The 25,395-nt window shown below is 66.9% G+C and carries 25 protein-coding genes; 12 read left to right on the top strand and 13 right to left on the bottom strand.

Annotation, left to right across the window (positions count from 1 at the left end):
• The first annotated feature begins 118 nt into the window (after positions 1-118).
• From AC1DNF_RS24900 to AC1DNF_RS24880, 5 genes are read left to right on the top strand one after another with little or no spacing between them, the layout of a single operon-like run.
• Complete coding sequence (locus tag AC1DNF_RS24900) at positions 119-1,543, top strand: UbiA family prenyltransferase (RefSeq protein ID WP_478151319.1); 1,425 nt, start codon at positions 119-121, stop codon at positions 1,541-1,543.
• Positions 1,540-2,859 (top strand): FAD-binding protein, encoded by a 1,320-nt coding sequence (locus AC1DNF_RS24895; RefSeq protein WP_478151318.1) that lies wholly within the window; start codon positions 1,540-1,542, stop codon positions 2,857-2,859. Before AC1DNF_RS24900 ends, AC1DNF_RS24895 begins: the two co-directional genes overlap by 4 nt.
• The gene (locus AC1DNF_RS24890; protein ID WP_478151349.1) at positions 2,856-3,596 is read left to right on the top strand and encodes an SDR family oxidoreductase; all 741 of its coding nucleotides are present in this window, start codon (positions 2,856-2,858) and stop codon (positions 3,594-3,596) included. Before AC1DNF_RS24895 ends, AC1DNF_RS24890 begins: the two co-directional genes overlap by 4 nt.
• Before the next feature lie 2 nt (positions 3,597-3,598).
• The gene (locus tag AC1DNF_RS24885) at positions 3,599-4,573 is read left to right on the top strand and encodes a lysylphosphatidylglycerol synthase transmembrane domain-containing protein (protein WP_478151348.1); all 975 of its coding nucleotides are present in this window, start codon (positions 3,599-3,601) and stop codon (positions 4,571-4,573) included.
• A gap of 46 nt (positions 4,574-4,619) precedes the next feature.
• A complete protein-coding gene (locus AC1DNF_RS24880; RefSeq protein WP_478151317.1) occupies positions 4,620-6,179 on the top strand; it encodes a hypothetical protein in 1,560 nt (519 codons plus the stop codon).
• 19 nt (positions 6,180-6,198) lie between these two features.
• Here AC1DNF_RS24880 and AC1DNF_RS24875 read toward each other — a convergent pair whose 3' ends face one another.
• On the bottom strand, positions 6,199-6,564 hold the full coding sequence (locus AC1DNF_RS24875; protein WP_478151316.1) for a hypothetical protein: 366 nt from the start codon (positions 6,562-6,564) through the stop codon (positions 6,199-6,201).
• A 199-nt stretch (positions 6,565-6,763) separates the two neighbouring features.
• Here AC1DNF_RS24875 and AC1DNF_RS24870 point away from each other — a divergent pair, with 199 nt between their 5' ends.
• The 4 genes from AC1DNF_RS24870 to AC1DNF_RS24855 all read left to right on the top strand — a co-directional run bounded on the left by AC1DNF_RS24870 (position 6,764) and on the right by AC1DNF_RS24855 (position 10,761).
• Positions 6,764-6,967, top strand: coding sequence for a hypothetical protein (locus AC1DNF_RS24870; RefSeq protein ID WP_478151315.1), 204 nt, complete (start codon positions 6,764-6,766; stop codon positions 6,965-6,967).
• A gap of 257 nt (positions 6,968-7,224) precedes the next feature.
• Positions 7,225-8,661, top strand: coding sequence for a surface-behavior sensor histidine kinase ShkS (gene shkS / locus AC1DNF_RS24865; RefSeq protein ID WP_478151314.1), 1,437 nt, complete (start codon positions 7,225-7,227; stop codon positions 8,659-8,661).
• A 256-nt stretch (positions 8,662-8,917) separates the two neighbouring features.
• Positions 8,918-9,667, top strand: coding sequence for a Tc toxin subunit A (locus tag AC1DNF_RS24860; RefSeq protein WP_478151313.1), 750 nt, complete (start codon positions 8,918-8,920; stop codon positions 9,665-9,667).
• Positions 9,649-10,761, top strand: coding sequence for an RHS repeat-associated core domain-containing protein (locus tag AC1DNF_RS24855; protein ID WP_478151312.1), 1,113 nt, complete (start codon positions 9,649-9,651; stop codon positions 10,759-10,761). The genes AC1DNF_RS24860 and AC1DNF_RS24855 overlap by 19 nt, the downstream gene beginning before the upstream one ends.
• Before the next feature lie 36 nt (positions 10,762-10,797).
• Here AC1DNF_RS24855 and AC1DNF_RS24850 read toward each other — a convergent pair whose 3' ends face one another.
• The 8 genes from AC1DNF_RS24850 to AC1DNF_RS24815 form a co-directional block, all read right to left on the bottom strand.
• The gene (locus AC1DNF_RS24850; protein ID WP_478151311.1) at positions 10,798-11,094 is read right to left on the bottom strand and encodes a helix-turn-helix domain-containing protein; all 297 of its coding nucleotides are present in this window, start codon (positions 11,092-11,094) and stop codon (positions 10,798-10,800) included.
• A 239-nt stretch (positions 11,095-11,333) separates the two neighbouring features.
• Complete coding sequence (locus AC1DNF_RS24845; RefSeq protein ID WP_478151310.1) at positions 11,334-11,936, bottom strand: response regulator transcription factor; 603 nt, start codon at positions 11,934-11,936, stop codon at positions 11,334-11,336.
• Between the two features lie 45 nt (positions 11,937-11,981).
• Positions 11,982-13,304 carry a tryptophan--tRNA ligase gene (locus tag AC1DNF_RS24840; protein WP_478151309.1) on the bottom strand — a complete coding sequence of 441 codons (1,323 nt, stop codon included), beginning with the start codon at positions 13,302-13,304 and terminating at the stop codon, positions 11,982-11,984.
• A gap of 10 nt (positions 13,305-13,314) precedes the next feature.
• Positions 13,315-13,986 (bottom strand): site-2 protease family protein, encoded by a 672-nt coding sequence (locus AC1DNF_RS24835; RefSeq protein ID WP_478151308.1) that lies wholly within the window; start codon positions 13,984-13,986, stop codon positions 13,315-13,317.
• A gap of 42 nt (positions 13,987-14,028) precedes the next feature.
• Positions 14,029-14,664, bottom strand: coding sequence for an L-threonylcarbamoyladenylate synthase (locus AC1DNF_RS24830; RefSeq protein ID WP_478151307.1), 636 nt, complete (start codon positions 14,662-14,664; stop codon positions 14,029-14,031).
• 57 nt (positions 14,665-14,721) lie between these two features.
• Positions 14,722-15,579, bottom strand: a complete 858-nt coding sequence (locus AC1DNF_RS24825) for a DMT family transporter (RefSeq protein WP_478151347.1) — start codon at positions 15,577-15,579, stop codon at positions 14,722-14,724.
• A gap of 44 nt (positions 15,580-15,623) precedes the next feature.
• Positions 15,624-16,478: a 3',5'-nucleoside bisphosphate phosphatase gene (locus AC1DNF_RS24820; protein WP_478151306.1), complete on the bottom strand. Its 855-nt coding sequence runs from the start codon at positions 16,476-16,478 to the stop codon at positions 15,624-15,626.
• A gap of 26 nt (positions 16,479-16,504) precedes the next feature.
• Positions 16,505-17,548, bottom strand: a complete 1,044-nt coding sequence (locus AC1DNF_RS24815) for a transporter (protein ID WP_478151305.1) — start codon at positions 17,546-17,548, stop codon at positions 16,505-16,507.
• 150 nt (positions 17,549-17,698) lie between these two features.
• On the opposite strand from AC1DNF_RS24815, the gene ppk2 reads away from it, so the two are divergent.
• From ppk2 to AC1DNF_RS24800, 3 genes are all read left to right on the top strand, one after another.
• Positions 17,699-18,616, top strand: a complete 918-nt coding sequence (gene ppk2, locus AC1DNF_RS24810) for a polyphosphate kinase 2 (protein WP_478151304.1) — start codon at positions 17,699-17,701, stop codon at positions 18,614-18,616.
• 82 nt (positions 18,617-18,698) lie between these two features.
• The gene (locus tag AC1DNF_RS24805; RefSeq protein ID WP_478151303.1) at positions 18,699-19,766 is read left to right on the top strand and encodes an extracellular catalytic domain type 1 short-chain-length polyhydroxyalkanoate depolymerase; all 1,068 of its coding nucleotides are present in this window, start codon (positions 18,699-18,701) and stop codon (positions 19,764-19,766) included.
• A gap of 187 nt (positions 19,767-19,953) precedes the next feature.
• Entirely contained in the window at positions 19,954-21,141 is a 1,188-nt protein-coding gene (locus tag AC1DNF_RS24800; protein ID WP_478151302.1) for a lipocalin family protein, read from the top strand.
• An 8-nt stretch (positions 21,142-21,149) separates the two neighbouring features.
• Here the strand turns inward: AC1DNF_RS24800 and AC1DNF_RS24795 are convergent, their stop codons facing one another.
• From AC1DNF_RS24795 to AC1DNF_RS24780, 4 genes are read right to left on the bottom strand one after another with little or no spacing between them, the layout of a single operon-like run.
• Positions 21,150-21,932 carry an amino acid ABC transporter ATP-binding protein gene (locus tag AC1DNF_RS24795; protein WP_478151301.1) on the bottom strand — a complete coding sequence of 261 codons (783 nt, stop codon included), beginning with the start codon at positions 21,930-21,932 and terminating at the stop codon, positions 21,150-21,152.
• 14 nt (positions 21,933-21,946) lie between these two features.
• On the bottom strand, positions 21,947-23,044 hold the full coding sequence (locus AC1DNF_RS24790; RefSeq protein ID WP_478151300.1) for an amino acid ABC transporter permease: 1,098 nt from the start codon (positions 23,042-23,044) through the stop codon (positions 21,947-21,949).
• A 1-nt stretch (position 23,045) separates the two neighbouring features.
• Positions 23,046-24,218, bottom strand: coding sequence for an ABC transporter permease subunit (locus tag AC1DNF_RS24785; RefSeq protein WP_478151299.1), 1,173 nt, complete (start codon positions 24,216-24,218; stop codon positions 23,046-23,048).
• A 48-nt stretch (positions 24,219-24,266) separates the two neighbouring features.
• Positions 24,267-25,295, bottom strand: coding sequence for an amino acid ABC transporter substrate-binding protein (locus tag AC1DNF_RS24780; RefSeq protein WP_478151298.1), 1,029 nt, complete (start codon positions 25,293-25,295; stop codon positions 24,267-24,269).
• Positions 25,296-25,395: the final 100 nt, after the last annotated feature.

The following is a 25,395-nucleotide window of genomic DNA, read 5'->3' as shown; positions in this document are numbered from 1 at the left end:
GCCCCGCACCCGGGCGCAGCCACCCAACTGAAGAAAAAAGTTGTCATAAATGGTGCTTTCGAATGCCCGCAGGTAAGATGATGAAACATTCTTAACAAATCTCAAGGTGTGCATCTTGATGGAGGAGCCCCCACTCGTCATTGATCTTGACGGCACACTGATTCGCTCAGATCTTCTGGTCGAGACGGGGTTGCTCTTCCTGCGCGACCAGCCTCAGAGATTCCTCGCTCCGCTCCAGTGGTTGGCGCGCGGAAAGTCGGTGCTCAAGCATGAACTGGCGCATGCCACGGAGCTCGATGTTTCGGTCCTGCCTTACAACAAGGCCGTCATCGAGTTCATCGAGGTCGAGCGAGGGCGCGGCCGCCGCGTGGTCCTCGCCACCGCCAGCCACCGGCGACTTGCCGATCGCGTCGCCCAGCACCTGGCGCTCTTCGATGAGGTGATCGCCAGCGACGAGGGCCTCAATCTGTCGGCCCATGCCAAGCGCGATGCCCTGGTGCAGACCTACGGGGACCGCGGCTTCGACTACGCCGGAAACTCCCAGGACGACTTGCCCGTCTGGGCCGCCGCCCGTCACGCCTATGTCGTCAACGCTTCGCAGTCGATCGAGCGGAGTGCGCGCAAGATCGGTAACGTTGCCGGAGTCCTTGCTTCGCGAAGTCCTGTCCTGCGCGATTGGGCCAAGGCCCTGCGGCTGCACCAGTGGCTCAAGAACCTGCTGATCTTCGTCCCGCTGCTCGCGGCGCACCGCTATACAGACCTGCCTCTGGTTCTTGACGCGCTGATCGCATTTCTGTGTTTTGGCCTGTGCGCCTCCGGTGTCTACATCCTGAACGATCTGCTGGACCTGCGCGACGATCGCCATCATGTGCGCAAACGCGCGCGTCCCTTCGCCTCGGGCCGGCTCTCCATTCAAGCGGGGCTCTTCGCCTTCCCGGCGTTGCTCGCAAGCGCTTTCGGGCTTGCCCTGTGGCAACTGCCGCTCGCCTTCACTGCCGGGCTGGCCACCTACTACGCGCTGACCCTGGCGTACTCGCTGGTGCTCAAGCGCCGAATGGTGATCGACGTCATCACCCTAGCGGCCCTCTACACCTTGCGCATCATCGTCGGCGCCATCGCGCTGGGCATTCCACTGAGTTTCTGGTTGCTGGCGTTCTCGATGTTCCTCTTCCTGAGCCTCGCCTTCGTGAAGCGTTACGCCGAACTCTTCCACGTGCGGGCCAGGGGAAGCGATGAGAAGGCGCGCGGCCGTGGCTACTTCGCGGACGATCTGCAGATGATCGCCTCGCTGGGGGCCGCCTCGGGCTACATGGCGGTCATGGTGCTGGCCCTCTACATCAACGACAGCCGCACGGCGCAGTTGTACCGCCACCAGGAATTCATCTGGCTCGCGTGCCCCTTGCTCCTGACCTGGATCAGCCGGATATGGATGCTGGCCCATCGAGGCATGATGGACGAAGACCCTGTGATCTTCGCGGTTCGCGATCGGGTGAGCCTCGCGATCGGCGCGCTGATCGCGCTCGTCTTCTGGGGGGCCACATGAGTTCGGCCGGGTTGCGCTCCTGGGGAAACCACCCGCCGTTCCCGCAGACGCCCGCGGAGTGTCACTGGCGTGGTGATCTCGCCAGCCAGCTGGCGCGGGTACGCGGGGCGCACGGCACGACACTCGCCTATGGCTCCGGCCTGAGCTACGGCGACAGTTGTCTGGCTGCCAGCGACCACGTGCTGCACACGCGGCCGCTCGACCGCTTCCTGAGCGCCGACTGGACGACCGGCGTGCTCGTGGCCGAATCGGGGGTCACGCTGGAGGACATCCTCGCCGTGGCGATCCCCCATGGCTGGTTCGTGCCGGTCACACCGGGCACCAAGTACATCACCTTGGGCGGAGCCATCGCCAACGACGTCCACGGGAAGAATCATCACCGCCGCGGGACCTTCGGCCGGCACGTGCGGCAGTTCGGCTTGCTTCGCTCGGACACCGGCCGCATGACCTGCTCGCCTGAAGAGCAGGCCGAACTCTTCAAGGCCACCATCGGCGGCTTGGGGCTGACGGGCGTCATCGAATGGGCCGAGATTCAGCTCGTGTCCATTCGCTCCAGCCAGATCGACGGCGTGACTCAGCGTTTCGGTGATCTGGATGAGTGCATTGCGCTGTCGGCCGAACTCGACGAGAAGCATGAGTTCTGCGTCTCGTGGATCGATTGCGTCGCCAAGGGCAAGACGACCGGCCGCGGCGTCTACACGGCGGGCGATTTTGCGAGCGACGGACCTCTCGCCGTGGGGGCGTCGCGCAAACTGACCGTTCCGCTCACGCCACCCATCTCGCTCATCAACGGGCTCTCGCTTCGCGCCTTCAATACGTTGTACTGGCGCAAGGCCCCCGGCGAACTGAAGAAGGCACGGATCGACTACGACCCGTTCTTCTATCCGCTCGATGCCGTCCTCAAGTGGAACCGCATCTACGGACCCAGGGGCTTCCAGCAATACCAGGCGCTCATCCCCGATCGCGAGGCCCGGGCCGGCATCCACGCGCTGCTCGCGGCGATCGCCGAATCCGGCACCGGCTCCTTCCTTGCGATTCTCAAGCGCTGCGGCGATGTGCCGTCGCCGGGCTTGCTCTCGTTTCCGAAGGCAGGCATGACCCTGGCGCTCGATTTCCCGCAGACCGAGCGGCTGGGCTCGACCTTGTTCCCCCGGCTCGATGCCATCGTCCGAGAGACCGGCGGCCGCCTCTACCCGGCCAAGGACGCTCACTGGAGCGGCGAGGATTTCCGGCGCAGCTACCCCGCGTGGAGCGAATTGGAAGCCCTGCGCGACCCGGCGTTGATGTCCCGTTTCTGGAAGCGCATGACCCAATGAAGAGGATTCTGATCATCGGGGCGAGCTCCGCGATCGCCAGTGCCTGCGCCCGTGAGTGGGCAACGCGGGGTGCCGCATTGTTCCTGGTGGGGCGCGATGCCGAAAAGCTCGACGCGATCGGGGGCGATCTCGCCGTCCGGGGGGCCGTCGCTGTTCACAAGCACCGAATGGACGCCAACGATGTGCCGGCGCATGCGGCCATGCTCGCGGCAGCCATCGCCGCGCTCGGTGCGTTCGATATCGCCCTGATCGCGCACGGGACGCTGCCCGATCAGGCCGCGTGCGAGGCCGACCCGGCCATGACGCTGCGAGAGTTCATGACCAACGGGACGTCGGTCATCGCCTTGCTGACCGCGTTGGCCAACCAGTTCGAGCGACAGGGCAGCGGCGCCATCGGCGTGATCACTTCGGTGGCCGGTGATCGCGGGCGTCCCAGCAATTACGTGTACGGCAGCGCCAAGGCCGCCGTATCCGTATTCTGCGAAGGCTTGCGTGCCCGTCTGTTCAAGGCCGGGGTCTCGTTGACCGACATCCGGCCAGGCTTCGTCGCCACTCCCATGACGCAGGGCTTGCCGCTGCCGGGGCCGCTGGTCGCGCAGCCCGAGACGGTCGCTCGACGCATCGTCGCCGGCATCGAGGGCAAGAAGGATGTGCTCTACGCCCCGGCATTCTGGGCGCTGATCATGATGATCATCCGGAACATTCCGCGCGCCGTCTTCAAGAGGTTGAAGTTGTGACGATGACGCAGGCGCCCGTAACGCGGGAACAGGGCGACCCGCGGCTTCTGTCGGGCTGGCGCTTCCGCGCGATCGTGTGGTCGGTGTTGGTCGCCGCGGCCGGGTACCTCGGGTTCACGCTCTGGAGCGGCTGGCACGAGGTTGCCAGCGCCGTCGCAAAGGTCGGATTCCCGGGTGTCGGCATCGTGCTGTCACTCTCCCTGGTGAACTACGGCCTGCGATTCATTCGTTGGCAGGCGTATCTGCGCGCGATGGACCATCCGGTGCCGTGGTGGCCCAGTCTGAAGATCTACATCGCCGGATTTGCGTTGACCACCACGCCGGGGAAAGCGGGCGAGGCCCTGCGCGGCGTGCTGCTCAGCCCCTGGGGCATGCCCTACCCGAAGAGCCTCGCCGCGTTCCTGAGCGAGCGACTGTCGGATCTGCTCGCCGTCGTGTTGCTGACGCTGTTCGGGATGTCGCTGTTTCCCGCGGCACGGCCGCTCATCGCGGTGGGCGCGGTCGGGGTCGCGCTGGTCTTCGCGGCGCTCGCCAGTCATCCCCTGCTCGAAGGCCTCGAACGTCGGATGACCGGAACTGGACGAATTCCGTCACTGCTGCGCCATGTCGTGCAGATCCTGTTGCAGGCAAGGCGATGCCACGCTCCCCGGCTGCTGATCGTCGCTACGGGCCTGGGCGTGCTGGCGTGGGCGTCCGAGGCCTGGGCATTTCACTTGATCCTCCAATGGATGGGGCTCGACGTACCGTTGCCCTTCGCGGTCTTCGTCTACGCGATATCCATGCTGGCCGGGGCCCTGAGTTTCATGCCCGGTGGCCTGGGTGGCTCCGAGGCTGTCATGGGCGTCTTGCTTGTCTGGGCCGGGGTGGGTGGTGCGGAGGCCGTCGCCGCGACGGTCCTGATCAGATTGGGAACCCTCTGGTTCGCTGTATTGATCGGAGGCGTTGCCCTGGCCCGCCAATCCGGCGGGCGCGAATAGATATTTGATTTCAGATGGCAAGCTATTCATGCAGGAGGGTAATCGAATGGCATTGACTTCCTCTCCGCGATACGCCGAGACTCGCGGCCCGTGGATCGCCTTCATTGCCGTCTTCGGCATCCTCTCCATCCTCGCGTTCTGGCAGACGGTTCCGGGAGAAGATGCCGTCATCCTGTACGAATATGCGAGAAATCTGGCGGAGAAAGGCGTTATTTCCTACGGAGGGAGTCTCACGCCTATCGAGGGGGCCACTGATTTTCTCTGGATGGTCATCATTGCGGCATTCAGTGCGCTGGGCGTCAGCGAGTTCGGCGCGGCCTTGCTGTTGAATCTCCTGGCCATTCTTCTCCTGGTGCACCAGATCAAGAGCAATGCGGCAAGACTTGCCTTGGGAATCGCACTGCTCGGAACTCCCTATCTTTATGCATCGCTGAATGGATTCAGCGCTGTCTTGTTCGGGGCGTTGTATGTTCTTTGCATGGGCCTGGCATTGCGGCGCAGCCGACTGCTCTATGTCTCGGTCCTTCTTCTTTGCCTGATCAGGCCCGACGGGGCGGTGTGGGGCGTGGGGCTGGTCGCCTACCGGCTGATGACCGAATGCACCAAGGCGAATTGGAAATCCGAAGGCCGATTGCTTCTGCTGGGCCTGGTCGTGCCGGGCATTCTCTATTTTGCCTGGCGCGCCTGGTATTTTTCAGAGTTCCTTCCCCTTCCTTTCCTCGTCAAAGCCAGCGGAAACCGCGATCTGCTGATTTTTTTCAAGGATTCGGTATGGAGCATCGCCCCCGTCGCGGCACCCATCGTGCTCGCCGTCGCCGTGGGAGGCAAAGGCGCCAGGAAATCCTTCGAGCTGCTCCTGTTCTTCATCGCCCCGATCCTTTTTTACGCCTCCATGCGGCTCGAGCAGAACATCGGAAATCGCTTCATGGCGCCCCTGTTCTTCGGCGCTTTCTATTGGATCTACGCGAGACTGAATATTCGCGCGCTCTATGTTTTTCTGATTGCTTCGATCTACCTGCAATACGGGACCACGGTTGCCACGGTCCTTTCGCTCGCAAATTCGAAGAACGAGAATGTGTTCTACATTTCACAGGAGCTCAGCCAGACCGATGGCCGGATGCTGACCACCGAGGCCGGTCGCCTCGCGTACTACAGCAACTGGTTCACTGAGGACAGCTGGGGGCTCAATACGCCCCGCTTCGCCCATCATCTGGTCGACGAGCGGGCCATGGCGGAAGGGCGCTATGACATGGTGGTCGCGCATTGCGATCTGCTGCTGCTCAATCCGGATGCCGAACACCAGCACGACAATTCACGCGCGTGGACGAATCAATGCAAGGAAATCACCGCCTTCATCAAGCGCGCGAACTACAAGATATTCCTGGTTCCATTCGTCAGATCGAATCTGAGCTTCACGAAAAGAGTGAGATACATGCTCGCAGGGAAAGCGGCGCCCTCGACCGATTCCTGCAATCGGTATGACATCTACGCGATCTCCCCGAACTACAAGGACGCGGCGCTCGTCGAGCGCATCCTGAGAGAACACCGAGCGGTCGAGTACGCGGCCTCCATCGTCCGGCCGGGATGGGATATTGCGTGTCCCTGATCCGGGATGACCGGCGCGATCAACCTGTTCCCTCTCCCGCACAGTGCGCGTACACCAGCGACAGATAGTTGGCGTGCATCTGAAGCGCCTGGAGCTGCTGGAGCGTGCTTCCCCGAACCTGGGCCTGCGGGTCGAACTCCACCTTGCCATCCGGCAGCAGGATGAAGTGCCTCCTGCCCGTCGAGCCCTGACCCGTCATCACGTAGCCGCAGCCGCTGCGCGTGGCCCGGTTGTAGGTGACGCTGGAAAAGTCCGCCAGGCTCGCCGAGGGAAGCTTCGTCCTCACCTGCGACTCGATCCGCCAGACCGGCCAATAGAACCACCAGGCAGTCGCGCACCCTGCAAAGACAGCCAGGCCGCCCAGGATGGACATCAGTGCTCTCATGTTGTCTCTCCTATCGAGTGACGCAGGCCTGACGGGCCCTGCGAGGGGTAACAAGTGCTCGCTACAAGTAGTACTTAAATGCTACCAAGCGTAGGGTAACGCCTGAGGCCCCGCGTGTCTTTTGACATCTCTTCATATCTCTTCCGGGGCCACAATTCCTACACAAAAGAAGTGAGAGTCCATGAGGAGGATGGGGAACATGGCGTACGAATTGCTGAAGAAGATCGCCGGCAGCGAACTGCCGCTGAGGCTCACGATCGTCGAAGAGATCGAGGATCTGCGCGTGCTGCGGGACGCCGGGTACGTGAAGGCAGAGATCCCGCCGAAGGAGGGCACTCCGGCGACCGTCGTGGCGCTCACGCCGCTCGGCCGCACGGCAATGCGCTACTTCGCCAGCAGATAGCGCCCTCGGGGCCTCCTGCGTGGCCTTTCCTCCGATATTCGGAGGACGTTGCTGGAACGCTACGAAAGTTCCTACGATTTGAACGGGCGTTACAGCGCGCGCAGTTAAGATCAGCCGGCTCCCCCGATCGACGAGACGTCGGCGGGGCGTGTATTGGCGCAATGCCGCCGAACGTTTTTTGCGAGCCGCAAAGCCGCATGCAGGGGCCCCTCGCGAGGGGCCTTTTTTATGGCCTGGCTGACAGGGGGCAGTGAGCCATGATAGGGAATTCGTCGTTCGCAGGGCTGGGCAACTCGTCCTTTGCAAGTTTGACACCGGCGCCCGCGTCGGCCGATGAGGCCGAGCCGTGGGTGCGCGGCGAACTCATTCGCAGCCTGATGCGGGCATCTCGCGGCTCGTACCTGCTCGCCGCCGCGCTGATGCCGGCCATGGTCGGCCTGAGCTGGGGCCACGTGCCGCCGTGGCAGCTGATCGCCTGGCTCATCATCGGCATCGTGGCCACCGGGTGCCGCATCTGGGGCGAGCAGCTCTACGCCCGGCACTACGCCGACCGTGATTCGGCCGCGCAGCAGTACTTCGTCGAGCGCTACCGCTTCCTCTGGAGCGCCAGCGCGTTCGCGTGGGGCCTGTCGATCCTGATCTTCTTCGAGCGCACGCCGCTCGTGAACCAGTTCATGAGCTGGCTGATCGTCGCCGGCGTGGCGACCTTTCCCCTGAACGGGCTCGCGCTCCATCCGCCCCTGCTCAAGCGCTACGTCAACACGCTCTTCTTCACGATGCTGGCCGCGATCATGTTCCGCGTCATCGAGCTGAAGTTCGAGCGGCCGCATTTTCACTACGGTTTCCTGTTGCTGCCGGGTCTGCACTGGTGGCTCCTGCTGCGCGCCGGAAGGCGCATCCACGAGACCGCGCGCAACAGCTTCGAACTGCTCTTCCACAACCACATCCTGATCAACTCGCTGACGCAGCAGCGGCAGGCCGCGGTCTCCGCCGTCGCGATGAAGAACCGCTTCCTCGCCAGTGCCGCGCATGACATGCGCCAGCCGGTGCTGGCGCTGTCGCTCTACGCCGACTGGCTGCGCAACGAGCCCGAGCTGGTGGCCGAGATCGCGCCGAAGATCGTGCGCGCCACGCACGCGGTCAACGCGCTGTTCGATTCGCTGTTCGACCTGGCGCGCATCGATTCGGGGCAGGTGAGGTTGCACATCGAGCGGGTCGACGTCGCCCAGCTGCTGCATGACCTCGAACTCCAATACCGCCCGGTCGCCGAGGCCAAGGGCCTGAGCTTTCGCATGCACGTGACGGCCGGGACCGTGCTGACGGATCCGATTCGCGTGCGCCGGATGATCGGCAACCTGCTGGCCAACGCGATCAAGTACACCGCCGAGGGCGGCGTGCTGCTGGCCTCGCGGCATACGCGCGACGGCTTGCGCGTGGAAGTGTGGGACACCGGCATCGGCATTGCGCGCGAGCATCTGCGCGACGTGTTCCTGGAGTTCTACAAGGTGGCCGACCATGCCGGCACCTCCGATGGCTTCGGCCTGGGTCTGGCCATCGTGGCGCGCCTCTCGCATGCCCTGGGCCATCCGGTCAGCGTGCGCTCGCGGCTGGGCCGGGGCAGCGTGTTTCGCGTCGCCCTGCATGATGCCGACGAGTCCCAGGCCCAGACCCGCATCTCGGGCGCGGTCGGCTGATCCGGGCATCGCGTCGTCGATCCCTGACCGCGGCAGCCGCGGGCGCGGCATGACCTGAAGGCCGCACCGGCTACCAGAAATGGTAGTTACGCTCGGGCCAGCCGCTGGCGAAAATCCCCGCCATAAAAAACCAGTTCAGGGGGACGGGTGGCGATGGAGGGATTGGCCGCAAGGGCCGAGGCACACGAGGCTCGTGGCTCGGCATCGCGCCGTGTCCGGGTGCGGACCTGCAATCCAGGCGTCGCGTCCCGGTTGCATGCGGATTCAAGACATACAGGCGCTGATCGAGGCGCCGTGGCTCACGGACGCGCTGCGTCGCGCGTTGCGCGAAGCGGGCTTCGAAACGATCGTCGACGCGGCCCGCGCATCGAAGAAGGGCGCATTGCCGGGCGCCCTGAGGGCCTACGAGCAGATCATTCGCGAGGCCGGCGCCGCCACGGCCGGCAAGTTGCGCGACCTCCTCGCCGGCCAGGATCCGGCGAGCTTTGCGATCGCGCGGCTCGAGGACGAGGAGGCGGCGCATGCGGTCGATGCGACCGAATACGTCGACCCGGCTTCGATGCAGTCGCAACTGTCACCCGCCAAATACCTGAGCGAGCTCTACGCGACCCTGAAGGCCGCGGTGAAGGCCAGGCCCCGTCTTTCCCTCGAAGAGCGCCGACCCGACCTGAAGGACCTGCCGCTGAGCCAGGATTGCTACGAAGCGCCGGTCTCCAGGATGCGCATCGTGCTCGAAGTCCTGCGCAAGCACGCGAGCACCACATTCGCCGCGGCCGCCGATCCGCTGGACGAGCTGTATCGCGACATGGCGTCGGCCACGCATCCCTTCACGCTGCCCTTCGACCACAACCACAGTGTGGTGCGTGAATCGCTGGCCGCGATGCGGTCCGACCTCAACACGGTGGCGCGGGCCACGGCATCGTCGGACTATGCACTGGGCAACGAGGACTACAGCATCGCGCCCATGCCAGGTACCAGACCGGGCAGTTGCGCGAGACGCTGCTGATCGGGCCCTGGCTGCGCATCGAGCGTTGGGTGGATGGCGCCCCCCCGGGCTTCGAGAACCTGGATCAATACGTCTACAGCCTGAACGACGACATCGGCTCCAGCCTGCTGGAGCTCGACAAGGACGGACAGATCATCTCCAACGAGGAGTACTACCCCTTCGGCGGGACGTCATTCTGGACCTCGCGCACGCAGGTGGAAGCCGATCAGAAGACCCGCCGCTACGGCGGCAAGGAGCGCGACGCCACCGGCCTCTGCGACTATGGCTATCGCTACTACGCCCCCTGGTTGGCCCGCTGGGTGAGCCCCGACCCCTCCGGCACCGTCGACGGCCTGAACCTCTACTGCATGGTCGGCAACAATCCGGTCACCTGGCGCGACCCGGACGGGCGAGAGAAGACGCGGCCCTATGCGGGCCTGGCGAACGCGTTCGCGCGCGGAGACGTGATCTACGGGCTCGCCAAGCCCAGGGGCAAGGCGCTGAAGGCGCTCAAGGCGGCCGGCCACAAGCGCCATGTCACCGGCGCGGCGGGGCGGATCCAGCGGCTCCTGTTCGGCCAGCCCAAGACCCATGTGACGATCCAGAACGACCTGACCAACTCCGTGTGGCGCCTGGAAGACCCCAGCGCGTATGCGTCCGACTTCAAGATCAGGAAGCGCATCACCGACCCGGGCCGGGGCATCCGATTCAAGAGATTCCTTGCGGGCCACCCCCGGTACAACGTGGCCTCGACCTCGCAATCGAAGCGGGGCCTCCTCACCTTTCCTGAAATGAAGAACCTCTGGAGGAAGACCAGCAAGGCCGGCCTCGAGTTTCAGGTCACCTCCAACTACGGCGCGGTGCATTTCGTGGTCGAGAAGATCATCGATTCGATCGACGTCGTCATCAGCAAGCGGGGTTGGGGGAAGAGCATCACCTCCAGTGAACTGCGCTGGCTGTACCGCCACAAGGATACGGAAGCGGTCAGGAATCGCGTCAGGTTCTGGAACCAGGACGGGGAACTCCCGCACGAGCAGGTCTTCGATGCGGTGAAGTGGCAGGCCTACGCGCCGACGAACCGCTATGACAGCGCCTGGGGCGCGCAACGGGCATGAGCCGTTGCCCATGGCCACGCGCCTCGGCGCGGCGGCTCAATCCAGCAGCCCCAGGACCACGGCGCGCACCGCCGCCGCGGTCTTGTTGGCCGCGCCCAGCTTGGCGGTCGCGTTCTTCACATGGAAGTTCACCGTGTCGGCGGAGATCCCGAGAATCGCGGCCGTGTCCCTCGATGTCTTCCCATGCGCGAGCCACCGGAGAACTTCGATCTCGCTCGCGGTCAACAGGGCGGTCGGTGGCGGTGCCGGGCCCAGCCTGGGGCCGGGCACGAGCGAGAACGCGACGCACTTGTCGTCTTCGGAATACGCAGGAACTGCGACGTCTTGCCGCAACAACGGTGGATCGTCGTCAACAGAACTTCCGCCCATGATTTCATGGCCTCCCCTCGGTTTTCTTGTTTGCGCGGCGACTATAAGCCGTGGCACCGCCGTGGCTCGGCGCAAGCCCGGTGCATTCGCGGTGAAAAAGAGACAGAGGGAAGGGGGGTGGCGGCTCGCGGGAAGGCCGGCCTTGGAAGCGCCCGCGGCCCGCGGCGGGGCCGCTGTCGACCGGGCTCTTGCCCGAAGCGGGCTCAGTTCGACGAGGACAGCAGGCCGTTCGTGCGCGCGTGATGCAGCGCCTGCGTGCGGCTCTTGACGCCCAGGCGGCGGAACAGCCGCCAGAGATGCACCTTGACCGTGTGCTCGCTGATGTCGAGTTCGGTGGCGATGTCCCGGTTGCTCATGCCCTTGTCGAGCATGGCGATGAGCTGGGTCTGGCGTTTGGACAGCTTGCTGTTGGCCGCCGCGACCGGCTCCTCGACGTCGCTGTCGGCCATGAGCAGGCCGCGCAAGGCCGCCGTGAGTTCGGCCGAGCTGGCCGACTTCTCGATGTAGGTGTCGGCGCCCGCCTCGATGCAGGCCTCTTCCATGTCCGCCGAGGGCGAAGCGGAGTAGACCGCGATCGGCACGTCCGGGTAGACCTGTTTCACGGCGACGACCCCGGAAACGCCTGTGGTGTCGGGCAGTTTCAGATCGAGGCAGAAAAGCCCCGGCGCGCCGTGCTGCTTGACGGCGCTGGCAAGTTTGTCGAGCCGTTCAAGCTCGACGATGTTCTCGGCCGGCCTCAAGCGCCGCAACACCATCACGATGGCGTCGCGCATCAGGGGGTGATCGTCGATGACATAGATACTCATAGGTTCTCTCACTGTTTGCGCACCGACAGGTGCGCGAAATCTCTTCTAGGTCTCGCTGGACGCTTCCGCGGCCAATGCTTCCAGCGCGGCCGTTGCCGCCCGCACGCCATCATTGTCGACCGGTTCGAGCTGGGCGGCGAGCAGCGCCAGGGCGGCGCCGCCCTGCTTGCGCAGCGTGGCGATCGCCTGCCCCGCCTCCCGGGGCGACGCGAACCCCACGCTTTGTAACAGCAGTGCCCCCCCGGCGTCGAGCAGTTTGAAATAGAAAAGCCCATCGCCTTCCTTGTACTGCTTGAAGCTCGGCCGCGCGACCTTGGCCGCCTTGCGCTCGGCGAGCGGGTCGCGGGCCGACAGGTTGCGCAGCCCGACCGCATGGCGCAGGCGCTCGATGAAGGGACAGGCAAGCTGCCGCGCCTTGTCGGCGCCCTGGCGCAGGATCTTCTCGATGCGCGCCGGGTCGTTCAGCAGGGCCTCGTAGTGCTCGCGCATCGGGCCGACCTCGCGGTCGATGCGCTCGAACAGGACCTGCTTGGCATCGCCCCATCCGATGCCCTCGGCGAAGGCCTTGCGCAAGGCGGCGGTCTCGTCGCCGTCGGCGAAGGCCTGGTAGATCTGGAACAGGGCCGAGCCCTCGGTGTCCTTGGGCTCGCCGGGCGCGCGCGAATCCGTGACGATGCCGGCGATCAGCTTCTGCAGCTGGGCGCGCGGGGCGAAGAGCGGGATCGTGTTGTCGTAGCTCTTGCTCATCTTGCGGCCGTCGAGGCCGGGCAGCGTGGCCACCGCGTCGTCGATCTCGGCCTCGGGCAGGGTGAAGTGCTCGCCGTAGAGGTGGTTGAAGCTCTGCGCCATGTCGCGGGCCATCTCGATGTGCTGGACCTGGTCGCGCCCGACCGGCACCTTGTGCGCGTTGAACATCAGGATGTCCGCCGCCATCAGCACCGGGTACATGAAGAGGCCGGCATTCACCTCGGCGTCGGGGTCCTCGCCCCTGGCGATGTTCTTGTCCATCGCCGCCTTGTAGGCGTGGGCGCGGTTGAGCACGCCCTTGCCCGTGACGCAGGTCAGGAACCAGGTCAGCTCGGGGATCTCGGGGATATCGGACTGCCGGTAGAAGGTCACGCGTTCCGGGTCGAGGCCGCAGGCCAGCCAGGTGGCGGCGATCTCGAGGGTCGAGCGCTGGATGCGCGCGGGCTCGTCCACCTTGATGAGCGCGTGGTAGTCGGCCAGAAAATAGAAGCTCTGCACATCGGGCCGCAGGCTGAAACGCACCGAGTGCCGCACCGAGCCGACGTAGTTGCCGAGGTGCGGCGTGCCGCTGGTGGTGATGCCGGTGAGGAAGCGGATGGGGGCGGTGGAAGACGAAGCCATGGTGAAGATCTCAGCGCAACAGGGCCGTGAGGGGGGACAGCAGCAGATCGATGGCCAGGTAGCCCAGGCTCATCAGCGGCTGGAGCCAATAGTTGCTGACGATGCCGGCGACCACCAGGCCCATCACGATGAAGAAGCCATAGGGCTCGATGCGGGCCATGAAGATCTGGGCGCGCCCCCGGGGCAGCAGGCCGGCCAGCACGCGGCCGCCATCGAGCGGGGGGAGGGGAAAGAGGTTGAAGGCCCACATCACGAGGTTGACCAGCACGCCGCCCTGCGCCATCTTGAGGAAGAAGGGCTCCTCGACGCCGCCGGCGCGCAGCCCGTAGAACAGCAGCGCCCAGAGGATCGCCTGGGCGAAATTCGACGCCGGCCCGGCCAGCGCCACCCAGATCATGTCCCGCTTCGGGTTGCGCAATTGCCCGAAGTTGACCGGCACGGGCTTGGCATAGCCGAACAGGAAGGCGCCCGAAGTCGCGAAGTAGAGAATCAGCGGCATCAGGATGGTGCCGACGGGGTCGATGTGCTTCATGGGGTTGAGCGTCACGCGGCCCAGCATCCATGCGGTGTTGTCGCCCAGGTACCGGGCGACGTAGCCATGCGCCGCTTCGTGCAGGGTGATCGCGAAGATCACGGGCAGCGCATAGATGAGTACGGTTTGAATCAGGTTTGAGATATCCACCGCTGGATTGTCTCAGACGGGGTTATATGTCGCGGCAGCGATTCAGAGGCCCAGGACGGCGAGCGCGCCGCGGCCCTGCCGCACCAGCACCGGGTCGCCGCCCGTGCCCATGGGCGTGAGGTCGACTACCGTGGTGGGCTGCGAGGGGCAGGCGCCGGCGTCGATGACGCCGCCGATCTGCTTCTCGAAGCGCTCGCGGATCTGCTGGGCGTCGTTCATCGCCTCGGTTTCGCCGGGCGCGATCAGCGTGGTGGCCAGCAGCGGTTCGCCGTGCAGCGTGAGCAGGTCGCACAGCACCTTGTGGTCGGGCACGCGCAGGCCGATGGTCTTGCGCTGGGGATGGCTCACGCGCCGCGGCACTTCCTTGGTGGCCTCGAGCAGGAAGGTGTAGGGCCCGGGCGTGGCCGCCTTCAGCAGCCGGTACTGCTTGTTGTCGACCCGGGCGTAGTTGGCGAGCTCGCTCAGGTCGCGGCAGATCAGCGTCAGGTGGTGCTTGTCGTCGACCTGGCGGATGCGGCGCAGCTGGTCGACGGCATCCTTGTCGTCGAGGTGGCAGACCAGCGCATAGCTCGAATCGGTCGGCACGGCGAGGATTTCGCCGCGCGCGAGCAGGGCGACCGCCTGCTTGAGCAGGCGCTGCTGCGGATTGTCGGGATGGACTTCGAAGAACTGGGCCATGAGCTGCTGGAGGCGAAAGGATCAGGGCATTTTGCCGCGAGATCGTGACGCGGGATGTCAGGACTCGGCGGGCTCGATCGGCACCCGGCGCTCGCGCACGGTCAGCCATGCGCCGGCGGCGCCGCAGACGGCGATCAGCCCCATGCCGGCGAGCGAATACAGGTCCGGCACGTGGGAGAAGATGATCCAGCCGCCCAGCATCGCGAAGGCGATCTGGGCGTAGAGGTAGGGGGTGAGCGTGGAAGCCGGCGCGCGCTGGTAGGCGAGGATGAGGATGAAATGCCCCACGGTCCCCATGAAGCCCATCAGGCAGAGCAGGGCCCACCAGTGCCAGGAGGGCAGGGCCGCCCACGCGAAGGGCAGCGTGAGCGATGCCACCAGCGTGCCGACCCAGCCGGTATAGAAGTGCATGGTCAGCGGGTTCTCCGTCTGCGCCAGCCGGCTCGTCAGCACCTGGAACCAGGCGTTGGTGAGCACCAGGCCCAGGGGCAGCAGCACCGCCCAGCTCAGGGCGCCCCCGCCCGGGCGCAGGATGACCAGCGTACCGGCGAAGCCCCCCGCCACCAGCACCCAGCGCAGCGGCGAAACGCTTTCCTTGAGCGTGGTCGCCGCCAGCAGGGTGATGACCAGCGGCGCGATCAGCACGATGGAGGTGAACTCCGCCAGCGGCATGTAGCGCAGACTGAGAAAGGCCAGCGTGCTCGACGCGAGCAGCAGCGCGCCCCGCAGCAACTGGTAGCGGGGGTGCCGCGTGCGCAGCAGGGCGGTGCCGTATTTCGGCAGCAGCACCGCCGTGGTCGCGACCGCCTGGAAGGCATAGCGGACCCACACCCCCATCAGGATGGGAACGGCCGCCGTGGAGAGCTTGGTGGCGCTGTCCAGCGTCGCGAAACAGGCGACCGCGAGCACGACCATGCCGATGCCCGCGAGGATGCGCTCCGACTCGATGTCGCGCGCGCTCACTGGATGCGGTGCTCGAGCAGCTCCCACACCGGCGTGAGCTTGCCTGGCAGCGGGGGCAGCTTGCCCAGGTCGCAATGGCTTTCGTCGGGGCTGTGGAAATCGCTGCCGCGCGAGGCCGCGAAGCCGAATTCCAACGCCTTGTCGGCGTATTCGACGTATTCGGCCGTCGTGTGGCTGCCGGTCACGACCTCGATCGCCTGGCCGCCGTGGGCCTTGAATTCGACGAAGAGCGCGTACTCCTCGTTCGCGGTGAACCTGTAGCGCCCCGGATGGGCGATGACGGCCAGCCCCTTGGCGGCGTTGATCCAGTGGACGGCGTCCTTCAGCGTGGCCCAGCGGTGCGGCACGAAGCCGGGCTTGCCCTCGGTCAGGAACTTGCGAAACACCTCGGAGGTGTCGCGGCAATGGCCCTGCTCGACCAGGAAGCGCGCGAAATGGGTGCGCGAGATCAGCTCGGGGTTGCCGACGAAGCGCAGCGCACCCTCGTAGGCGCCCTGGATGCCGACCTGGGCCAGGCCCTCGGCCATCTCGCGCGCCCGCTTGCCGCGCCCGCCGCGGGTGTCGTAGAGGCCTTCGCTCATGGCGGCGTCGTGCGGGTCGAAGCCCAGGCCCACGATGTGCACCGTCTCGCCCGCGAAGGTGACCGAGATCTCGGTGCCGGTGAGGTACTTCATGCCATGCTCGCGCGCGGCCGCCGCTGCGCGGGTCTGGCCGCCCACCTCGTCGTGGTCGGTCAGCGACCAGAGCTCGACGCCGTTGGCGGCGGCGCGCTCGGCCAGCGCCTCGGGCGTCAGGGTGCCGTCCGAGACCACGGAGTGGCAATGCAGATCGGCGTTGAGGATCGAGGACACGCCACGATCTTATTCGTTCTCCAATATCACCGCTTCTTGCGGAATGCCAGCCACGCCGCGCCGGCGGTGATGGTCAGCACGATGCCGACCACGATCCAGAAGCCCTGCTTGTGGTCGGCCAGCGGGATGCCGCCCACGTTCATGCCGAACAGGCCCGCCATGATGTTGATCGGCAGGGCCAGCACGGTGACCACCGTGAGCACGAAGAGGCTGCGGTTGTTGTCTTCGTTGACGTTGGCCGCGATTTCCTCCTGCAGCAGCTTGATGCGCTCCTGCAGCGCCTGCATGTCGCGCAGCACGACCGAGAATTCCTCGGTCGTGCCGCGCAGTTCCTGCGCGTCGGGCGCGGTCATCCAGGCCGGCGGGCTCTGCAGCAGGCGGAACAGCGCGGCCGGCTCCGGCGCAAGCAGGCGCTGCAGTCGCACCAGCACCCGGCGCAGCATGCCCAGGCGCGCGCGCTTGTGGTCGAGCCGGCCGGCCAGCAGTTCGTCCTCGATCTCGTCGATGCGCGTCGTCACGGCGCGCACGATGTTCACCAGCACGTCGGCCTGGGCGCGCAGCAGGTGTTCGAGCAGCTCGGTGGTGGAGCGCGGCGCGTCTCCGGCCTTGACGGCCGTGCGCAGCGCGTCCACCGAGCGCAGCGGCTTGGTGCGCGCCGTGACCACCAGGCGCGGGCCGACGTTGATCCACAGGGTCGAGATGTCCGAGGGCTCGAAGCTGAAGTCGAAGTGCACATCGTTGATGACGGCGATCAGGGAGTCGTCCGCGCGCTCGATGCGGGTCGAGTGCAGGCCGTCCTTGAGCGTCTCGAAGAAGATGTCCGACAGATGGGCATGGCGCGCCAGCCAGCGCCCGGCCTGCGCATGGCTGAGGTTGAAGTGCAGCCACATGTAGGCGCCGCCCGCGGCGCGCGCGTGCGTGGCGAGCCACGCCGCCGCCTGCGCCGAGTCGACGGCGCGCGCGGGCTCCAGCGACGAGGCATCGAACAGGTAGCCGCAGATCAGGCCCGCTTCATCGCTGCCGTAGGTGCCGCCGAGGGAGTCGGCGTGGGCGATCGGATCGTGCAGCAAGAAAGGTCGCGCAACGCGTCGTTGGGGGAAGCGTCATCGTCGGCGCGTCATGTGTCAGTTTCGTGACGACGCCGGGCGTGGATGCCGTCTGTCACCGCGCTGTCATGCGCGGCGCGGAACATGGGTTTTCCCCTGCCTTTCGAGCCGACCATGACGCTGCCCAGCACCCTCAACGACCACGAAGAACTGATGCAGCGCATCGCCCGCGACCTGGTCGACAGCTATGACGAGGAGCTCGAACTCGAGCTCGAGGACCGCAGCCTGGACGAGCTCGAATCCGGCACGCTGCGCGACAAGGCCGGTCGGCAGGCCTATTTCAAGGAGCTGTTCCGCCTGCAGGGCGAGCTCGTGAAGCTGCAGGACTGGGTCCAGCACAGCAAGCAGAAGGTCGTGATCCTGTTCGAAGGCCGCGACGCGGCGGGCAAGGGCGGCGTGATCAAGCGCATCACCCAGCGGCTCAACCCGCGCGTCGCCCGCGTCGCCGCGCTGCCGGCGCCCAACGATCGCGAGCGCACCCAGTGGTACTTTCAGCGCTACGTGGCGCACCTGCCGGCGGCGGGCGAAATGGTTCTCTTCGATCGCAGCTGGTACAACCGCGCCGGCGTGGAGCGGGTGATGGGCTTCTGCAGCGACGACGAGTACGAGGAGTTCTTCCGCACCGTGCCCGACTTCGAGCGCATGCTCGTGCGCTCGGGCATCAAGCTCATCAAGTACTGGTTCTCCATCACCGACGATGAGCAGCACATGCGCTTCCTGGGCCGCATCCACGATCCGCTCAAGCAATGGAAGCTGAGTCCGATGGATCTCGAATCGCGCCGCCGCTGGGAGGAATACACCAAGGCCAAGGAGATCATGCTGGAGCGCACCCACATCCCCGAAGCGCCGTGGTGGGTGGTGCAGGCGGTCGACAAGAAGAAGGCGCGCCTGAACTGCATCAGCCACCTGCTGGGCCAGCTGCCCTACGAGGAAGTCGCGCATCCGGCGGTGACGCTCCCCGCGCGCGAGCGCCATGCCGACTATCTCCGTCAGCCGGTGCCGGCGGACATGTACGTGCCCGAGCTGTACTGATCGTGGCAGCGGCGGGCGCGCCCGCGCGGTGGCCCCGATCGGGCGAAGCTGCTACCGTGCGGGTTCACTGACCTCCCCGCCCATGGCCCGCCGCCCCTCGCGCTCCGTCTCTCCGCTCGCACGCGCCTACCAGCGCAACCTGAACGCGCTCACCAAGGCCGCGATCGGCGGCAGCAAGCGCATCGTGGGCCAGGTGCGGCGCGCGGCCGCGAAGGAACTCAAGCCGCCCCCGGGCCGTGGCGACTGGCTCTCCGGCATGGCGCTGGGCCCGGCGGGGGCGCGCCGCTTTCACATGTACCGCCCGGCCGACCTCCAGCTTGCCCCCGGCGAGAAGCTGCCCCTGATGGTCATGCTGCACGGCTGCGGCCAGACCGGGCGCGACCTGGCCGCCAGCACCCGGATGAACCGGCTGGCCGACCGGGAGCGCTTCCTCGTGCTCTACCCCGAGCAGGACAGGCTCGCCAACGCGCAAGGCTGCTGGAACTGGTACGAGCGCCGTTCCGGCAAGGCCGACGCCGAGGCCGCGACGCTCATGGCGGCGGTCGACCAGGTGCTGCTGCTCTACCCGGCCGACCGCGAGCGCGTCGCGATCGCGGGGCTGTCTGCCGGTGCCAGCATGGCGGCGCTGGTCGCCACGCGCTACCCGGGGCGCTTCAAGGCGGTCGCCATGCACTCGGGCGTCGCGCCCGGCGCCGCCAGGTCCTCCGCGACCGCGCTGGGCGCCATGCGAGGCCGGCACGTGCCCCCGATGCCGGCCACGGCGGTGGGCAAGGCCATGGGTGCGGCGGCGGCCTTCGCCACACTGCCGCCGATGCTGGTGCTGCATGGCGATGCGGACCGCGTCGTCTCGTCGAGCAATGCCGGCAGCAGTGCCGCCGTGTGGGCGATGGCCACCGGCGCGCAGCCCGGGAGCGCCCGCACGCAGCAACGCGGCAAGCGCCATCCGATGCGCATCACCGACTACACCCGCAGGGGCCGCACGCTGGTCACGCTGTGCGAGATCGCCGGCCTCGGCCACGCGTGGAGCGGTGGCGCGGCCAGCATGCTCTTCAGCGACGCGGCCGGGCCCGACGCGTCCAAGCTGGTGTGGGCGTTCGCGGCGAAGCAATTCAAGGCGGCGGTTGCCGCGGACGGCAAGCATCCCGCCTGATGCGCGACGATGCACATTTCGGCGTCGCCGTCACGCTCACCTCCTCGTGGGCGCGTCCTTGCGCCTGGTGCTCTTCTTCGCGCGCGGCCCATGGTGAGACACGGAAGTCAGGTCGACGCAAGGCTGCGCCTTGTCGGCGATGCTAGGCTGCGGTCCTGTCGCTCACGCTCACACATGGGGATTGCCAATGAAAGCCGATGACCAAGCCAGGAGAGACCACCGACGGTCCGGCCCGGGCCGTTCGCGTTCCTCGCGGGCGCGGTCGGAGCGACGCAGGGGCTTCAAGCGCTACCTCGGACCCCTGGCCGCCATCCTCGCCGTCATCGGCGCGTACCTGCTGTATGCGTGGGAATCCACGCCGGTGCCGGCCGTCGCCGCCATCGAGTCGGTCGATGCGGTCCGGAAGCCGGTGGAGCGCACCGCCGCCCTCGCGCCCCTGAACCTCCCGGCGGACGACGCCCCCCACGGGTCCGGCATCGAATGGTGGTACTACAACGGCATCCTCGACGACCCGACAGGCAATCACTATTCGTTTCACGCGGTCGTGTTCGTGGCCAACGGGCTGATCAAGCACACGGTCATGCAGGCCGCGCTGACCGACCTTCAAACCGGAAAGCGCTATACGACCCAGAGCCGCACCGGCGGTATCCCGGCGAACGATGTCGCCAACGGATTCGACTTCAGGCAGGACGGTTGGCAGATCGCCGGCTCCGGTCCTTCCCACGTCTTGCGCGCCGCCTTCCAGGGCGTGTCCTTCGCGCTCGACCTCACCGATACACGCGAGGCGGTCCTGCATCGCGCCGCGGGCTCGGAGACGCCGGGGCTGCTCGACTTCGGCAAGGGCGGCATCAGCTACTACTACTCGCGCCCCCGCGTCTCGGCGCTGGGCGAATTGTCGATCGGCGGCAAGACGGTCCCGGTCAAGGGCGAGGTCTGGTTCGACCATCAATGGGGTGACTTCGATGCGCTCGGCTTCGGCTGGGACTGGTTCGCGTTGCACCTGGCGGATGGTTCCGACCTGATGCTCTATGCGATCTTCGATGCGGACGGCCAGAAGATGACGACTGCCGGCACCCTCTCGAATGCGCGAGGGGCTGTTCCCCTCAACCCCGGCGAGGTCGAGCTGACGCCCGGAAAGACCTGGACCAGCCCGGCCACCGGCATCGCTTATGTCCTCGAATGGAGCATCAAGCTGCCTTCGGGCGTCCTGAACGTCAAGCCGCTGGTCGCCGACGAGGAATTCGATGCGCGCGAGACGACCTCGAACATCTACTGGGAGGGGCCCGTCAAGGTGACGGGCAGCGCCGAAGGCCAGGGCTTCCTCGAGCTGAGCGGCTATGACCGCCTGAGCACGGCGCGGTCGAATCGCAAGTGATCGCGGCGTCAGGCCGCCAGCAGCTGCCCCAGGAAGGATTGCAGCCGCGCGCTGCGCGGCCTCTCGAAGAAATCCGCCGGCGGCGCGGTCTCGATGATCTGTCCCTGGTCCATGAAGATCACCCGATCCGCCACGCGCCGCGCGAATCCCATCTCGTGCGTGACGATCATCATGGTCATGCCCTCGCCGGCCAGGCTCTCCATGGTCTGGAGCACTTCGTTGACCATTTCCGGATCGAGCGAGGCGGTGGGTTCGTCGAAGAGCACCACCTGCGGCCGCGTGCACAAGGTGCGCGCGATCGCGACGCGCTGCTGCTGCCCGCCGGAGAGCTGCGCCGGGTGCTTGTGCGCATGGTCCACGAGCCCGACGCGCGCCAGGTAGTGCATGGCGCGCTCGTGCGCCTCCTGCCGGGCCACGCCGCTGCCCCACACCGGCCCCACCGTGAGGTTCTGCAGCACGGTCATGTGGGGAAAGAGATTGAACTGCTGGAACACCATGCCCACGCGCCGGTTCACCGCCAGCCTGGCCGCGCGCGTGATCTCGTCGGCGCCGATCTCCACGCCGCAGACCCGCAGGTGCCCCTGCTGGAAGGGCTCCAGCAGATTCACGGTGCGCACCAGCGTGGACTTGCCCGAGCCCGAGGGCCCGCAGATCACGATGCGTTCGCCCGGCGCCACCTGCAGGTCGATGTCGCGCAGCGCGTGGTAGGCGCCGTACCACTTGTTGATGCCGGTCATCCGCACCATGGCGGCATTCGGGTCGGAGGAGGGCGGGGCGGAGTGGTTCGTCATCGGAGGCAATGGGGTCAGCGCCTGGTTTCGAGCCGCCGGCTGTAGCGCGACAGCCCGTGGCAGACCAGAAGGTAAGCCAGCGCCAGGAAGACGTGGCCGGAGGTCAGGATGTTGGATTCGCCGGTCCAGTCGGGCGACTTGGCGCCGCTTTCCACCGCGCCCAGGAGATCGTTGACGCCGATTACCGACAGCAGCGTCGTCTCCTTGATCACGGCGATCATGATGTTGACCAGCGCCGGCACCACGGCCGTCACGGCCTGCGGCAGCACGATCAGGCCCAGGGCGGCGATGTCGCTCAGGCCCACCGTCGTGGCGGCCTCGAGCTGGCCGTGGCCGATGGATTGCAGCCCGCCGCGAAACACCTCCGCCGCCATCGCCGCGTTGAAGAGCGCGAAGGCCACGACGGCGCGCGTGAACAGGTCGACGTTCCACCCGTTGGGCAGGAACATCGGCAGCAGCGTGGCCGCGATGAAGAGCACCACCAGCAGCGGCACCGAGCGCATGCCCTCGACGAAGGCCGCGCAGAGCCAGCGCAGCACCGGCAGCCGCGAGCGGCGCCCGAGCGCCAGCGCCAGGCCCAGCGGCAAGGCCGTGGCAAAGGTGGCGAGCGTGGCCACCAGCGTCAGCAGCAGCCCGCCCCAGCGCGTCGGCGGCACGAAGGGCAGCACGCCGCCGCCGAGCAGCAGCGGAAAGAAGAGCAGCGGCAGCAGCGCGAAGCCGACCAGCACGCGCTGCTGGCTTGCCGTGTGCGAGCGCCGCACCACCCAGGTCCAGAACAGCGCGAAGGCCGCGAAGCAGGCCCATGCGCGCCACAGCTGCTCGGAGGGATAGTCGCCGACCAGCCACGGCTTCCAGCGGGCAATGATGAAGGCCCAGCAGGCGCCCTCGTCGCCCGGGCACGCGCTGCTGGAACTGCCCAGCCAGTGCGCGTGCACCACGGCCCATCCGAGGAAGCGCCAGCCGAACACGGCGAAGGCCGCCAGCAGCAGCAGGGACAGCAGGCCCGTCACGGGCGTCGGGAACCAGGCGCGGCGCCAGCGGGCCAGGGCGGGCACTGCCACTACCGGCGCGGGCCGCGGATCGATCAATGCCTGGCGCACGAAGTGGGTCATGTCAGCGGCGCCGGGACTTGAGCAGGCGGCGATTCGCCAGGTTCACCGCGAGCGCGATGAGGAGGTTGATGGCCGCGTAGAGCAGCACGACCAGCGCCATCGCCTCGAGCGCCTGGCCGGTCTGGCTGAGCAGCGTGCCGCCCACGATCTGCATGATGTCCGGGTAGCCGATCGCCGCCGCCAGCGACGAGGCCTTGGCGAGCGTCTGGTATTGCCCCGCCGCCGGCGGCAGCGCCAGGCGCAGGGCTTGCGGCAGGATGACCAGCAGGGCGGCACGCACCCCCGTCAGGCCCACGGTGGCCGCCGCCTCGGATTGCCCGCGCGGCACCGACAGGATGCCGGCGCGGAAGATCTCGGCCAGGAAGGTGCTGTTGTAGATCGACAGGCCCAGCGTCAGCGCCATCAGTTCGGGCAGCAGCGCCAGGCCGCCGCCGACGTTGAAGCCTTCCACGGCGGGGCGGTCGAGCTCGAACTGCGCATGCATCAGCCCGAGCGGCGCGAGGCACAGCGCGATCAGCAGCACCGCCGCCAGCGCCTGGGCGCCGGCGCCGCCCATGGCCTTCGAGCGCAGCCAGCGCCGCGCCGCCATGAACAGCAGGACGAAGGCGGCGAGCGCGCCCGTCGCGGCCCAGAGGCCCGTCGCCGTCATCAGCAGGCGCGGAAGAAACAGGCCCCGGTTGTTCAGCAGCACGGCGCCGAGCTGGAAGCTCTCGCCCACGCCCGGCAGCAGGGCGATCGCCGAGAAGTACCAGAAGAAGATCTGCAGCAGCAAGGGGATGTTGCGAAACACCTCCACATAGGCCGATGACACAGCGCGGATCAGCGGCTGCGCGCTCAGGCGCCCGAAGGCGATGGCCAGCGCGATCAAGGTGCTCAGCACGCCGGCGAGCACGATCACCAGCAGGGTATTGAGCGTGGCGACGATGATCGCGTCCCCGTAGCTGGACGCCGGGCCGAAGGGAATCATCGCCTGCGCGATCTCGAAGCCCGCCTCGCCGCGCAGGAAGCCGTAGCCGACCGACACGCCGAGCGCGCGCGCGTTGCCGAGGAAGTTCGAGAAGCCACGCCACAGGAGCCAGGCCACGAGGACCAGCAGCACCAGCTGGCCGACGTGGCCCGGCAGCCGTTCGATCAGAACGGCGCGGGAGAGCTTCTTGCGTGGATGGACCGCCATGCGAGCTTCAGGCCCGCCACCAGCGAGGCGGCGGCAGGCCCCGAGGCATCAGCGGACGGGAATCGCCATCATGAGGCCGCCATTGGCGACCAGCGCGTTGCGTCCGCGTTCCAGCCGCAGCGGCGTCTTGGGGCCGACATTGCGGTCCCACACGTCGCCGTAGTTGCCCACCGCCTTGATCGCCTTGTAGGCCCAGTCGGGTTCCAGTCCCAGCTTGACGCCGAAGTCGCCGGTCACGCCGAGCAGGCGCTGCACGTCGGGGCTCTGCGAACTCTTCTGCGCATCGACGTTGGCCTGCGTCACGCCCATTTCCTCGGCGGCCACCAGCGCGTTCAGCGTGAAGCGCACCACGGCTTCCCAGCGCGGCTGGCCCTGCGCCACGATCGGGCCGATGGGCTCGTTGGACAGGGTCTCGGTCAGCACCTTGAACTCGTCCCGGTTCGGCAGCGCGGCCAGGCGGGCGGCCAGGCCCGAACGGTCGTTGATGGCGGCGTCGCAGCGCTTGCCGACGAAGGCATCCCAGGCCTGTTCCTGGGAGGCGAAGGTCACGATCTTGTACTTGAGCTTGTGGGCTCGGAAGTAGTCGGCCACGATGAGTTCCGAGGTGCTGCCCTGCGCGGTGCAGATCGTGGCGTTGTTGAGGTCGGCGACCTTGCTGGCCTTCGACTTGGTGGTGACGGCGAAGCCCTGGCCGTCGAAGAACATCACCTTCGGAAACTTCAGGCCGCTCACGTCGCGGCTCTGGGTCCAGGTGAAGCGGTGCGTGAGCACGTCGACGGCGCCGGTGGGCAGGCCGGCGAACGCGGTCTTCAGGTCCATCGGCACGAGCTGGATCTTGCTCTCGTCACCCAGCGTGGCCGCGGCGATGGCCTTGCACAGGTCGACGTCGAAGCCCTTGCGCTTGCCGGCGTTGTCCTCGGCCGAGAAGCCGGGGGCCGCCTGCGTCACGCCGCACTTGACGACGCCATGGGCCTTGACGTCGTCGAGGACGTCGGCGCGCGCAGCGCCGGCCAGCGCCGCGAGCGCGGCCAGTGCCAGAAGGGACCGGCTCTTCGAGAATGTTCCTTGGATGCTCATGCTTGTCTCCGACTTGTCTTGTCATGATGGGACTGCTCGCCGGCGTGCCAGATGCAACTCGCAGGGTTGCTCATGGCCGCTCGCTTGGCGGCGGCAGTGT

The sequence above is a fragment of the Variovorax sp. 01T432 genome, from assembly GCF_056398605.1.
Note: the sequence above shows the minus strand (reverse complement) of the source record. Positions and strands in the feature narration are given on the sequence as shown.

Excerpts from the sequence above, each read along its gene's own strand:
- AC1DNF_RS24900 (WP_478151319.1), top strand. The coding sequence starts at position 119 with ATGGAGGAGCCCCCACTCGTCATTGATCTTGACGGCACACTGATTCGC.
- AC1DNF_RS24895 (WP_478151318.1), top strand. The coding sequence starts at position 1,540 with ATGAGTTCGGCCGGGTTGCGCTCCTGGGGAAACCACCCGCCGTTCCCG.
- AC1DNF_RS24890 (WP_478151349.1), top strand. The coding sequence starts at position 2,856 with ATGAAGAGGATTCTGATCATCGGGGCGAGCTCCGCGATCGCCAGTGCC.
- AC1DNF_RS24885 (WP_478151348.1), top strand. The coding sequence starts at position 3,599 with ATGACGCAGGCGCCCGTAACGCGGGAACAGGGCGACCCGCGGCTTCTG.
- AC1DNF_RS24880 (WP_478151317.1), top strand. The coding sequence starts at position 4,620 with ATGGCATTGACTTCCTCTCCGCGATACGCCGAGACTCGCGGCCCGTGG.
- AC1DNF_RS24875 (WP_478151316.1), bottom strand. The coding sequence starts at position 6,564 with ATGAGAGCACTGATGTCCATCCTGGGCGGCCTGGCTGTCTTTGCAGGG.
- AC1DNF_RS24870 (WP_478151315.1), top strand. The coding sequence starts at position 6,764 with ATGGCGTACGAATTGCTGAAGAAGATCGCCGGCAGCGAACTGCCGCTG.
- shkS (WP_478151314.1), top strand. The coding sequence starts at position 7,225 with ATGATAGGGAATTCGTCGTTCGCAGGGCTGGGCAACTCGTCCTTTGCA.
- AC1DNF_RS24860 (WP_478151313.1), top strand. The coding sequence starts at position 8,918 with ATGCGGATTCAAGACATACAGGCGCTGATCGAGGCGCCGTGGCTCACG.
- AC1DNF_RS24845 (WP_478151310.1), bottom strand. The coding sequence starts at position 11,936 with ATGAGTATCTATGTCATCGACGATCACCCCCTGATGCGCGACGCCATC.
- AC1DNF_RS24840 (WP_478151309.1), bottom strand. The coding sequence starts at position 13,304 with ATGGCTTCGTCTTCCACCGCCCCCATCCGCTTCCTCACCGGCATCACC.
- AC1DNF_RS24830 (WP_478151307.1), bottom strand. The coding sequence starts at position 14,664 with ATGGCCCAGTTCTTCGAAGTCCATCCCGACAATCCGCAGCAGCGCCTG.
- AC1DNF_RS24825 (WP_478151347.1), bottom strand. The coding sequence starts at position 15,579 with ATGGTCGTGCTCGCGGTCGCCTGTTTCGCGACGCTGGACAGCGCCACC.
- ppk2 (WP_478151304.1), top strand. The coding sequence starts at position 17,699 with ATGACGCTGCCCAGCACCCTCAACGACCACGAAGAACTGATGCAGCGC.
- AC1DNF_RS24805 (WP_478151303.1), top strand. The coding sequence starts at position 18,699 with ATGGCCCGCCGCCCCTCGCGCTCCGTCTCTCCGCTCGCACGCGCCTAC.
- AC1DNF_RS24800 (WP_478151302.1), top strand. The coding sequence starts at position 19,954 with ATGAAAGCCGATGACCAAGCCAGGAGAGACCACCGACGGTCCGGCCCG.
- AC1DNF_RS24795 (WP_478151301.1), bottom strand. The coding sequence starts at position 21,932 with ATGACGAACCACTCCGCCCCGCCCTCCTCCGACCCGAATGCCGCCATG.
- AC1DNF_RS24790 (WP_478151300.1), bottom strand. The coding sequence starts at position 23,044 with ATGACCCACTTCGTGCGCCAGGCATTGATCGATCCGCGGCCCGCGCCG.
- AC1DNF_RS24785 (WP_478151299.1), bottom strand. The coding sequence starts at position 24,218 with ATGGCGGTCCATCCACGCAAGAAGCTCTCCCGCGCCGTTCTGATCGAA.
- AC1DNF_RS24780 (WP_478151298.1), bottom strand. The coding sequence starts at position 25,295 with ATGAGCATCCAAGGAACATTCTCGAAGAGCCGGTCCCTTCTGGCACTG.